This window comes from Mycobacterium sp., from assembly GCF_051006775.1.
In the GTDB taxonomy this organism is placed as follows: domain Bacteria; phylum Actinomycetota; class Actinomycetes; order Mycobacteriales; family Mycobacteriaceae; genus Mycobacterium.
This window is the reverse complement of sequence record NZ_JBPCSX010000029.1, coordinates 1-11450: the sequence shown is the minus strand read 5'-3', so window position 1 is coordinate 11450 and position 11450 is coordinate 1. Positions and strand designations below refer to the sequence as shown.

Annotated in this window: 12 protein-coding genes; 10 read left to right on the top strand and 2 right to left on the bottom strand. The window is 68.1% G+C overall.

Annotation, left to right across the window (positions count from 1 at the left end; genetic code table 11):
• The 8 genes from ACR2JI_RS01980 to ACR2JI_RS01945 form a co-directional block, all read left to right on the top strand.
• The coding region (locus ACR2JI_RS01980; RefSeq protein WP_526387473.1) for a nickel-dependent hydrogenase large subunit at positions 1–687 on the top strand (687 nt) is incomplete at its 5' end.
• 53 nt (positions 688–740) lie between these two features.
• The gene (locus ACR2JI_RS01975; RefSeq protein WP_526387475.1) at positions 741–1529 is read left to right on the top strand and encodes a hydrogenase maturation protease; all 789 of its coding nucleotides are present in this window, start codon (positions 741–743) and stop codon (positions 1527–1529) included.
• A 5-nt stretch (positions 1530–1534) separates the two neighbouring features.
• Positions 1535–1789 carry a hypothetical protein gene (locus tag ACR2JI_RS01970; protein ID WP_526387471.1) on the top strand — a complete coding sequence of 85 codons (255 nt, stop codon included), beginning with the start codon at positions 1535–1537 and terminating at the stop codon, positions 1787–1789.
• An 11-nt stretch (positions 1790–1800) separates the two neighbouring features.
• Positions 1801–3033 (top strand): hypothetical protein, encoded by a 1233-nt coding sequence (locus ACR2JI_RS01965; RefSeq protein ID WP_526387469.1) that lies wholly within the window; start codon positions 1801–1803, stop codon positions 3031–3033.
• Between the two features lie 5 nt (positions 3034–3038).
• Positions 3039–3905, top strand: coding sequence for a NifU family protein (locus ACR2JI_RS01960; protein ID WP_526387467.1), 867 nt, complete (start codon positions 3039–3041; stop codon positions 3903–3905).
• 31 nt (positions 3906–3936) lie between these two features.
• A complete protein-coding gene (locus tag ACR2JI_RS01955) occupies positions 3937–5166 on the top strand; it encodes an NHL repeat-containing protein (protein WP_526387465.1) in 1230 nt (409 codons plus the stop codon).
• Positions 5163–6005, top strand: a complete 843-nt coding sequence (locus ACR2JI_RS01950; protein ID WP_526387463.1) for a hypothetical protein — start codon at positions 5163–5165, stop codon at positions 6003–6005. The genes ACR2JI_RS01955 and ACR2JI_RS01950 overlap by 4 nt, the downstream gene beginning before the upstream one ends.
• A gap of 3 nt (positions 6006–6008) precedes the next feature.
• The gene (locus tag ACR2JI_RS01945; RefSeq protein WP_526387461.1) at positions 6009–7220 is read left to right on the top strand and encodes a cytochrome P450; all 1212 of its coding nucleotides are present in this window, start codon (positions 6009–6011) and stop codon (positions 7218–7220) included.
• A 4-nt stretch (positions 7221–7224) separates the two neighbouring features.
• On the opposite strand, the gene ACR2JI_RS01940 is transcribed toward ACR2JI_RS01945, so the two are convergent.
• Positions 7225–8346 (bottom strand): PQQ-dependent sugar dehydrogenase, encoded by a 1122-nt coding sequence (locus tag ACR2JI_RS01940; protein WP_526387459.1) that lies wholly within the window; start codon positions 8344–8346, stop codon positions 7225–7227.
• Positions 8347–8447: 101 nt separating this feature from the next.
• On the opposite strand from ACR2JI_RS01940, the gene ACR2JI_RS01935 reads away from it, so the two are divergent.
• On the top strand, positions 8448–9311 hold the full coding sequence (locus ACR2JI_RS01935; protein WP_526387457.1) for a DoxX family protein: 864 nt from the start codon (positions 8448–8450) through the stop codon (positions 9309–9311).
• A gap of 18 nt (positions 9312–9329) precedes the next feature.
• Here ACR2JI_RS01935 and ACR2JI_RS01930 read toward each other — a convergent pair whose 3' ends face one another.
• Complete coding sequence (locus ACR2JI_RS01930; protein ID WP_526387455.1) at positions 9330–9722, bottom strand: PH domain-containing protein; 393 nt, start codon at positions 9720–9722, stop codon at positions 9330–9332.
• A 220-nt stretch (positions 9723–9942) separates the two neighbouring features.
• On the opposite strand from ACR2JI_RS01930, the gene ACR2JI_RS01925 reads away from it, so the two are divergent.
• Positions 9943–11450: acetolactate synthase large subunit (locus ACR2JI_RS01925; RefSeq protein WP_526387453.1), on the top strand; the 1508-nt coding region annotated here is incomplete at its 3' end.

The following is an 11450-nucleotide window of genomic DNA, read 5'->3' as shown; positions in this document are numbered from 1 at the left end:
TCCTTCTACGAGGGCAGCCGTCCGCTGCACCCGTTCGAGGGGGAGACCATCCCGATCGATCCGGAGAAGGCCAAGAAGCAGGGCAAGTACAGCTGGGCCAAGTCGCCGCGCTACGAGATCCCCGGACTGGGTCACCTGCCGCTGGAGACCGGGCCGCTGGCCCGCCGGATGGCGGCTGCCGGCCCGAACGCGGCACCGCATCAGGACAACGATCCGCTGTTCCTCGACATCCTCAACAAGATCGGCCCGAGCGTGCTGACCCGTCAGCTGGCCCGTCTGCACGAGGCGCCGAAGTACTTCAAGTGGGTGCGCACCTGGCTGGATCAGCTCGACCTCAAGGAGAGCTTCTACAGCAAGCCCACCGAGTACGCCGAGGGCAAGGGCTTCGGCTCCACCGAGGCCGCCCGCGGCTCGCTGTCGGACTGGATCGTGTTGGAGAACAACAAGATCAAGAACTACCAGGTGATCACGCCGACCGCCTGGAACATCGGACCGCGTGACGGCGCCGACGTACTGGGTCCCATGGAGAACGCCTTCATCGGTTCGCCGATCGTCGACCCGGAGGATCCGGTCGAACTGGGTCACGTGGCCCGCAGTTTCGACTCATGCCTGGTCTGCACCGTGCACGCCTACGACGGAAAGACGGGCAAGGAACTCTCCAAGTTCGTCGTCAACGGAATGGTGTGACGCAGGCACCCGACTCCCGCGAAAACCCCGCCCACCCTGGCGCTCTCGAGGACATCGACCTCGAGCCGCCGGGGTGCGCGGTATTGGTCGTCGGCTGCGGCAACCTGCTGCGCGGTGACGACGGTGTGGGCCCGGTTCTGATCCGTCATCTCTGGGATCGTGGCGTGCCCGAGGGTGCGAAATTAGTCGACGGTGGCACCGCGGGAATGGATGTCGGGTTCCAGATGCGCGGAGCCAAGCGGGTGGTGATCGTCGATGCCTCCACCACCGGCGTCGAGCCCGGGACCGTATACCGGGTTCCGGGTGAGGAGCTCAACGAGCTGCCACCGCTGAGCGGTCTGCACACCCACTCGTTCCGGTGGGATCACGCAATCCCGTTCGCCCGCTGGGCGCTGGGGGATGCGTGTCCCACCGATATCACGGTGTTCTTGATCGAAGCCGCCGAGATGGAGATGGGCGCCGACCTGTCCGAGCCGGTGGAGAGTGCGATGGAGCAGGTGATCGGCCTCGTCGAGCGTGACTTCCTGGGCCCGCTGCGGCCGCAGACCCCCGATGAGGTCACCATCGAGATCACCGCCGACGGTTATCTGCGGATGGATGCCGCGCTGGCGGCCAGCCGGTTCCCGTCCGACGCGCTGGCGGCGGTACCGCGGGACGGCGCACTGTGGCTGTTCCCGCTGCGCGGCCCGAGTAGCGGCGGCCTGCTACTCAAGCAGCGCAATGCCGCCGGTGACCGGGCGGCATTGGTTCGCGAGGTGCTGCCGGACGGTTTCCCGGCCGGCCGGTATGAGGCATCCTGGGACGATGAGCACAAAGCTCTCCGGATACCGCTGCAACCGTGATCGCGATGACTGACGAACCGCGCCCGAAGACAGTGGTGCCCGAGCGGGTCTCCACCGACGACGCTCACGATGTGCAGACCGTCGTGGTCGAGGACCGCGGCCAGTGGGCGGTGGAGGTCGTGGTGGTGTTCGCCGATGGAGTGGTGCGCAAGAGGATCAACACCCACCGCACCAAAGCCCGCGCGGAGCTTGCCGCCGACCTGATCAAACGAGCGGCCGAACGCGATATCGGCGCCGGACCAATGCACGGTATGAGTTGACGAGGAGTGTTGTGACAGAGGTGTTGGATCCGGCCGTTCTCGCCGTCCGGCCGCAGCCGCTCGGCGCGTTTCCGCTTCCGCTGGGCTACCTGCTGATCCCGGCGGCACCGGAGACCGAAGAGGCCCGGCTGGCCCTGCTGGCCGGACAGCTTCCGGAGTGGCCGGCGGCGCTGCGATCCCATGAGCTCGCGCTGGCGGGCGACCGTGACGGCGCCCTGGCCCAGCTCACCGGTGCTGATCCGATCAGCCGGTACAACCGCTTCGTCATGGACCCGGATTCGGAAGACCCCGCCGAATTACGCTCTGCGCTGGGCGAATTCGGGGTTCTTGTCGATGTGGTGCTCTACGCGATCGACCGCAGCGACACCGCACCGCAGGTGGGTGATCTCACCGGGGAGCTGGCGGCGATCGTGCTGAGCGCGCGGGCGAGCACCGCGCTGCACAACGGTGACGAGGCCGGCGCCATCGCTGATCTGGACCGTGCGGCCGAGGAGGCCGCGGCGGTGTCGGAGCCGCTGCGCGGGGTGCTGCTGGGCGCATCGGCCTCGATCGCCGAGGGCCCCGATGCCGTCAGTCGTTTCGAACGGGCGCTCAAGGCGCTCGACGGCGCCGAAGGGTTGCGGGTGGCCCGCGCCGAGCTGCACCTGACCCTGGCCGGCCTGCTGCATGAGCAGTCGCAGGACCGCCCGGACCTGCTGGCGCGCGCGGTGCCGCACTATCACGCGGCGCTGCAGCTGGTGATGCGCGAGGAGGCCCCGCTGCTCTGGGCCTCGGCGCATGCCAACCTGGCCACCGCCTATCTGACGATGCCGATGACCGAGGCCTCCGGCCAGTTGCGCCTCGGCGTTGCCGCCCAGTCGCTGCGATCGGCGCTGAAGGTGTACACCCCCGAGGACTACCCGGAGCAGTGGGCCAGCGTGCAGCTGAACCTGGCGAACTCGCTGGTCTACACCCCGTCGAGTCACCAGATGGACAACCTGGTCGAGGCTGTCGAACTCTACGAGGCGGTGCTGCAGGCCCGCGACCGCGACATCGACCCGCTGGGCCGGGCGAGGGTGCTGGCCAACCAGGGCAACGTGCTGGCGCACCTCGGCGACTTCGACCAGGCGAAGGCCAAGCTCTATGAGGCCCGCTTCATTTTCGAGGAGTTCGGCGATCATGACTCGATGCGTACCGTGCGCGGGGTGCTCGACGAGATCTCCCGATCGTCAGCGCTGAACCGTACGGAATCGGAGGAGGAGTGACGCAGATGAGCACCGCCGAGCCGACCTTCGAAGACCTGGCCAAGCGTGTCGATGACGCCGTCACCGCGCTGGAAGATCTGGATCCGGCCGCCCGCAAGGTGGCCGAGGAACTGCAGGACGCGGTCGAGGCCGTCCACAAGGCCGGTCTGGTGACCATCGTGCGCCGGTTGCGCGAGGATGAGGCCGCACGCCAGGTGCTGTTCGGTCTCGTCGACGATCCGGTGGTGCACCTGCTGCTGACACTGCACGGCATCGTGCGGCCGGACCCGGTGACCAATGCCAACCAGGTACTCGAAGGGGTGCGGCCGCAACTGCACAGCCACGGCGGCGATGTGTCACTGGTGCGTATCGAGGACGGCACCGCATTCGTCCGGCTCGAGGGCGCGTGCAACGGCTGCTCGATGTCCTCGGTGACGCTGCGCAATCTCGTCGAAGAAGCTCTGGTGCAAGGTGTTCCGGTCATCACGAGCGTCGAGGTCGTCAAAGACGAGCCGAGCCCGACGCTGATCTCGGTGGAGTCGCTGTTCAGCGGTCGGGATACGGCCGCTGAAGGCTGGGTGCGGGTGGGTGCGGCCGCCGACCTGCCGGTCGACGACCTCTCCACCGCCACACTGACCAGCGCCGGCCGGTCGGTTGATGTGCTCGTGGTCAACCTCGATCAGCGACTGTCGGCCTACCGCAACGAATGCGCCCACCAGGGGCTGCCGCTGACCGATGCGGTGCTGGATCTGACCAACGGCACGCTGACCTGCCCGTGGCACGGCTTCTGCTACGACGCCACCTCGGGGGAGTGCATGAGCGCGCCGGGCGCCCAACTCGAGCAGTTGCCGCTGCGGATCGACGACGGCGACGTCTGGGTGCGACTGCAGTGACGATGTTCCCGCCCACGGCTACGCCCGCCCGATGAGCCGCTACACCGTCCGGCACAACATCCACGGCGTGGGCACCCGGCCCGATGTGGTCCCGGAGGTGGATCTCAGCGGCGGATGGGCGCCCTCGGTGTGGCTGGGCGCACCGGCCCCCGGTGGTTTGGGACTCCCAGCGGCCTCGCCGTCGATGGCGTGGATGTATTCACCGCGCGGGGTCTTCCTGAGCCAACAGGAGGGGGGCGATGACCATCTGGTGGTGGCCGACTCCGGTAACCACCGGGTGATGATCTGGCACGGCATCCCCGACACCGATGAGCAGCCCGCCGACGTGGTGCTGGGCCAGCCCGACGGCGAGACCGAGGGGCCTGCGGCAGGCGGCCGCGGGCCCGAGCGGGGTATGCACCTTCCCACCGGGGTGCTGATCCACGACGGACGGCTGGTGGTCGCCGACGCCTGGCATCACCGGATCCTGGTCTGGGACAGCGTCCCGCAGTCGACCGATATCGCACCGGATCACATTCTCGGCCAATCCGATCCGAGTTCGGTCGAGGTCAACCGGGGCGGGGAATGTTCGGCAACGAGCATGTACTGGCCGTTCGGTATCGGGATGGTCGGCTCGGCGTTCTGGGTGGCCGACACCGGCAACCGGCGGGTTCTGGGCTGGCTCAACGGGATTCCGGATCCTGATCAGCCCGCCGACGTCATCCTGGGCCAGCCCGATCCCACCGCCCACGCTGAGAACCGCGGCGGCGACGCCGGAGCGTGCAGTTTCCGGTGGCCACATGACATCACCGGACGCGCGGACCTGCTGCTGGTAGCCGACGCCGGTGATCATCGGGTGCTCGGCTGGTCGCCGCAGCCCGACACCGATCGGGATGCCGATCTGGTTGTGGGACAACCGGATTTCATCAGCTCGGACGAATGGCCCTATGGGCCGCACACAGGAGACCGGTTCCGGTTTCCCTACGCGGTGTGCCTGGACGACTCGAGCGGTACGGAGCGTTTCGCGGTCGCCGACACCGCCAACAATCGGATTCTGCTGTGGGATGGGATGCCGGATGGCCCTATAGGCCGCGGCGCCGACTATGTGTTGGCCCAACCGGACTTCGGTTCCAACGGGGAGAACCGCTGGACCTCGGTGCAGCACAACACGCTGTGCTGGCCCTACGGCATGTCGATGCGCGGCGACACCCTCGCGGTGTCGGACTCGGGCAACAACCGGGTGATGCTGTGGCGGAAGTCCCCGGAGGATGCTGTCCGGTGAGGCCGCGGATCGTTCAGGAGGAGGGCCAGATCGGGTTCTTCTGGGCCACCCCGACCGGAACGCCGACCTCGCTGCAGGCACTGGTGGCCGACGATGACGAACCCGACCGTCTGGTCGCCACCCACCTGGAAGCCATCGACGATTCGCTGATCATCGCCGCTGAGCGTTTCGGCGAGATCCTCGGTGGCGGCAGGGGGCCCCGGGGCGACGAACGCGACGACCTGCTCGAGTTGCACCGCACTCTGGACCGACTCTGCTTCGAATACGCCGCGGCACTGGAGAAGACCGGCCTCAGCGCGGACCTGCGGGCCGGCAAGATCATCGGCACCGCGGTGCTGTTCTCCATCAAGGCGCGTCAGCCGCTGGGGCTGCTCGGCCCGGCCCCGCTCGACGATCAGCTCGACGAGCCCTCACTCGGTGTGGTCGGAGGCTACGGCGAGCTGCAGCTGGTCGATCCGGCCAAGCCCTGGATGGGTGGGCGGTGGGTGGTGAGAACCGAAGCAGGACAACGGTTCCCGCTCACCCTGTCAATGGTGTTCTTCGACAGCTCCGGAACCAACAAGGAGGGTGCCCGCAAGGAACACCGCGACGTTCTGCAATCCGTCGTCGACGCCGCGCGCTGGGCCGACGCCGATCCGTTTGCAGTCACCAGCGCCATCGACTGGCTGCTCTACGACTGGCTGATGGCGCACCGCGAAGGACCCGACAGCGCCGAGATCGTCTTCCCCAAGGGCTACGAACACGACGCTGCACTCGTGGTGTCGGCCGCGGCGGCGTCGGTGGCCGCCAGAGCGACGTTCGACCCGGGGTTGGTGCTGACCTCCGTGCGGCGGAGTTGAGCCGTGCCGACCGTCGACCCGGCCGAGTTCTTCGCCGCCGAGGTGATTCAGGACCCCTATCCGCTCTACGCCCGGTTGCGCGATGACGGTGGTGTCCACCGGGTCGGTGACTCCGGGTTCTATCTCGTCGCCAACTGGGCCGCGGTCACTGATGCGGCCAATCGGCCCGAGGATTTCTCCTCCAACCTGACCGGCCCGATCACCTACAGCCCAGAGCGCGGCGTGGCACCGCTGATGATGGACGGACTCGGGGGGCCGACACACATCCTCGCCACCGCCGACGATCCCTCGCACGCACTGCACCGCAAGCTGATGCTCGGGCAGTTCACCGCCAGGCACGTCCGCGAGTTGGAACCGCACATCGTGGCGACCTTCGAGAATCTCTGGGCGCGCAGGGCTTCCGCGGACACGGTCGAGTGGATGGATGCGGTGGCCAATCGGCTGCCGATGATGATCGTCGCCCGGCTCATCGGGGTTCCCGACGCCGATTCCGACCAGCTCGCACGATGGGGATACGCCAGCACTCAACTGCTCGACGGCCTGCTGTCCGAGGAATCGGTCAACGCGTCGATGAAGTCGCTCGGTGAACTCAACGACTACATCGTCGAACACCTCAACAGAGCGGAAGCCGCTCCCGCCGATGACCTGATCAGCGTGCTGGCCACCGCGTGCGCCGAGGGCCGGCTGAACCGTTTCACCGCCCAGATGATCCTGATCTCATTGTTCAGCGCCGGTGGGGAGTCCACCGCCTCGCTGCTGGGCACCGCGGTGACGATCCTGGCCACCCAACCGGAACTGCAGCGAGCGCTGCGCGACGAGCCTCAGCTGATGGCGGCTTTCATCGAGGAGACCCTGCGTCTGGAGCCACCGTTTCGGGCGCATCACCGCCATGTGCTGCACGACACCGAACTGGCCGGCTACGCACTGCCCAAGGACTCCCGCATCCTGCTGCTGTGGGGTGCGGCCAACCGTGATCCGGCGCAGTTCGACGCACCTGATGAGCTGCGTCTGGACCGGCCGAAGACCAAGGGCCACATGACATTCGGCAAGGGTCTGCACTTCTGCCTCGGGGCGCCACTTGCCCGGCTGGAGGCGTCCACCGTGCTGGGGCTGCTGCTGGACCGGACCGACTGGTTCGAGGCCGCCGATGTCGGCCGGTGGCTGCCCAGCGTGCTTGCTCGCCGCCGCGAACACCTGCAGCTGACGCTGCGCTGACGGCTCAGGTGTTGTCGGCGTTGGAGCGCGGGAAACCGCCACCCTGCGGGAACAGCGGGAACACCACGTCGTCGAGTTTCTCGGCGTCCCCGGCGGTCCGGTTGACCGTCGCGCCCCAGATGTTGCCGTCCGGGGAGACCGCCAGCGCCCAGGCATGACCGTGCTTGTCCTGGCGGACGACCTCGGGATCGCCGGTCACCGCCCCGGTTGCCTGAGCAAGCCGCACCGCCACCGTCTGTTTGGTATTGATCAGGTTGACCAAAATGGTGCCCTCCAGCGCCGCGCAACCGGCCACCCCGGGCCGATCCGGCCAGGTCCACACCGTCGTCGCCTTACCGTCGGACCCGAGGCGCTGCAACCGATCGCCGGCCGGTGAGCGGTCGGTGATGTAGAGGGCCTTGTCGGCGGGGTCCAGACACATGCCGCCGCCGGCGCCCAGCCCGCTCAGCGCGGTGGTCGGCGGGGCCTGATCGACTGTGGTGGGCTGCTCGATGCGGATCACCTTGCCGGCCAACGATTTCGGATCGTTGGCCAGACCGGGGTTGCCGGCATCCCCGGTCTGCACCACCAGAGTGGTCGGGCTGGTGAAGATCAGCGAGCCGGTGTTGCCGCCGGCGCCCTTCGGGATCCCGGTCAGCAGGTCCTTGGGCGCATCACCGTCGGCGATGCGGATCACCCGGTTGTCGGTGGGGGTGCTGATGTAGGCGTAGGTCAGCCGGTCCTGGGAGTAGGTGGGCGAGCGGACGATGTCCATCAGGCCGCCGTCACCGCTGCCGTCCACCGGAATCGTCATGAGGACCTTCGGCTCGGCGGAGACCGACACCTCTTTGACCGCGCCGGTGGTGCGCTCGGCGACCAGGGCAGTCTTTCCGTCGGGTCCCATCAGCAGACCGCTGGTGCTGTCCAGGCAGCCCTGCATGACACCCGGCGCCGGGCAGGCCTTGGGGAAGGGTTTGGCCGGTAGCGGCGGCGGGGGAGGTGGGGTCGAGGCGGGCCCGGAGCCATACTGCGGAGGGGTGGTGAACGGCTGAGACACCGCGTTGTCGAAGTGCGCGCAGCCGGAGGTGACGACCGCCGCGGCGCACAGCAGCGCCAGTACCCCGGGGACCGGCCGACCCATTCGCATGCCCGCCAGGTTACGTACTGCAGCGGGCAGGCGGCGATTTGCCAGGCCAAAGCGCCGCCCAAATCCCCGGTTTGGGCCCGATGAGCACTTACGCTGGCCTTGTGACGAGCCAGAACCCCGATCCCGGCTGGCAGCGGCCGGAGGACTCCGCCGTGCGCCCGGCCTCCGCCCGGCTGGTGGATCCCGAGGATGACCTCGGGACGGTGAACTACGTCGACCACGAGACCACCAAGATTCCGCCCTACAGCGCCCCACCGATGGCCGCAGCGCCGCCCGGGGTCGCATGGGAGCAGGTGCCCGCTGCCGCACCCACCGGCTACGAGTTGCTCCACGACGCGGATCCGCTGCCCTATGTGCAGCCGCAGGTCGAGGCCACGCCCCAGCATGTCGCTCCGGTGCAGATCGTTCCGGCCGACGACGATGAGCGGTCCAAGGATGGCAGGCGCGGCACCCAGGACCTCGGTCTGCTGATATTGCGGCTGGCCCTGGGTGTGGTGTTCATCGCCCATGGTCTGCAGAAGGCCTTCGGCTGGTGGGGCGGCTCGGGTCTGGACGGCTTCAAGACCACACTCACCGAGGCGGGCTATCAGAACGCCGGTGTGCTGACCTATGTGGCCGCCGGTGCCCAGATCGCCGCCGGTGTGCTGCTGGTACTCGGACTGTTCACCCCGGTGGCCGCGGCCGGGGCGCTGGCGTTCCTGGTCAACAGCGTGCTGGTGAACTTCGACTCGCAACGGCGCGGCGGCAGTCTGTTCGTCCTCGGCTCCGACGGCGCCGAGTATCTGCTCGCTCTGACCGCGGTCGCGGTCGCCATCATCCTGTCCGGCCCGGGACGCTACGGCTTCGACGGGGGACGGGGCTGGGCCAGACGGCCGTTCATCGGTTCGTTCATCGCATTGCTGCTCGGCATCGGCGGTGGCGTGGCGGCCTGGCTGTTCCTGCGCGGCAACAACCCGTTCGCCTGACGCCGTTTTACCGGGCGCTCAGCGCAGGTAGGGGTCGGGCACCCGGCCGCCGCTGATGGCGTTCAACGCCGGCAGCGAGGCGAATGTGACCGCCGGAAGCAGCTGCTCAGAGCCGTCCTGCCGGCAGGCCCGGGCCCAACCGCCGCGGTTGAATCGCAGGCCCTCGACGTGCGTCCACGGCACCTTCCGGCTCGACAGCAGGGTGCGGGCGGTGACGTCGTTCTGGTCGGCGACGGTGCGCAGACGTTCGATGAAAAACGACATCAGCGCCGGGAACACCAGCAAGGTCAGCCCCCAGGGCCCCCAGGCCGGGAACATCACCAGGCTGAACAGCGCCACAAAGCCCGACGCGATATGCGCCATCGGGGAGATTCGGATCACCACGGGGGATGCGCTCGATCGGCTGGCCATCCGAGCATTCTGACACGGCAAGGATTTGACGCTTGACCAGTACCGCGACTAACCTCCCGGGTATGACGACCGGCGGAAAGCTCGTAGTAGTAGGTCAGCGCGCTGGTGTCGCGCTCGTCCCTACTCGGGCCTAGCCAACCGCACCAGCGCGCAACCCTCGTACAGCCGCCGAAGCTGACGGGGGTTTTTTCTTGCCCGAAACGATATCGAGGAGCATCACGTGAGCGCACCCGCCACCCGAGCACCCGAACCGTCTACCGAGCCTGCGCACACCAACGGCGCACAGCACGGGACCAAGCACACCGCGCGCAAGGTAGCGCCGGTGGCGATGACCGGCGCCGAGGCCGTCGTGCGGTCGCTGGAGGAACTCGGTGTCGACCTGATCTTCGGCATCCCGGGTGGTGCCGTGCTGCCGGTCTATGACCCGCTGTTCGACTCGACCAAGCTGCGTCACGTCCTGGTCCGCCATGAGCAGGGCGCCGGCCATGCGGCCAGCGGCTACGCCCATGCCACCGGACGGGTGGGCGTCATGATGGCCACCTCCGGCCCGGGTGCGACCAACCTGGTGACCCCGCTGGCCGATGCCCAGATGGACTCCATCCCCGTTGTCGCCATCACCGGTCAGGTGGGCCGCGCGCTGATCGGCACCGACGCCTTCCAGGAGTCCGATATCACCGGCATCACCATGCCGATCACCAAGCACAACATCCTGGTTCGCGACGGCGACGACATTGCGCGTTCGCTGGCCGAGGCGTTCCACATCGCCGGCACCGGCCGCCACGGTGCAGTGCTGGTCGACATCCCCAAGGACGTGCTGCAGGCGCAGTGCACCTTCTCCTGGCCGCCGCAGTTGGAGCTGCCCGGCTACAAGCCCAACACCAAGCCGCACGCCCGCCAGATCAAGGAGGCGGCCAAGCTGATCAGCTCGGCCCGCAAGCCGGTGCTCTACGTCGGTGGTGGTGTGATCCGCGGCGAGGCGTGCGAGGAACTCGCCGAACTCGCCGAGCTGACCGGCATCCCGGTGGTCACCACGCTGATGGCCCGCGGCGCGTTCCCGGACAGCCACCCGCAGAACCTGCGCATGCCGTGCATGCATGGCACCGTCGCCGCGGTGGCCGCCCTGCAGAAGAGCGATCTGCTCATCACCCTCGGCGCCCGATTCGACGACCGGGTGACCGGCAAGCTGTCCACGTTCGCCCCGGACGCCAAGGTGATCCACGCCGATATCGACCCGGCCGAGATCGGCAAGAACCGCCACGCCGACGTCCCGATCGTGGGCGATATCAAGGCCGTCATCCGGGATCTGATCGACGCGTTGCGCCGCAAGGCCGGCGGTCCGGATCGGATCGGCAATGAGGGCGTCGAGGATCCCGATCTGGCGCCGTGGTGGGCCTACCTGGACAACATCCGCGAGACCTATCCGCTGAGCTATGCCCCCCAGCACGACGGCAGCCTCAGCCCCGAGTACGTCATCGAGCAACTGGGCCAGATCGCCGGACCGGACGCCATCTATGTGGCCGGCGTCGGGCAGCACCAGATGTGGGCGGCGCAGTTCATCTCCTATGAGAAGCCGCGCACCTGGCTGAACTCCGGAGGCCTGGGCACCATGGGTTACGCCGTTCCGGCGGCGATGGGCGCCAAGATGGCCTGCCCGGACACCGAGGTGTGGGCCATCGACGGCGACGGCTGCTTCCAGATGACCAACCAGGAACTGGCCACCTGCGCGGT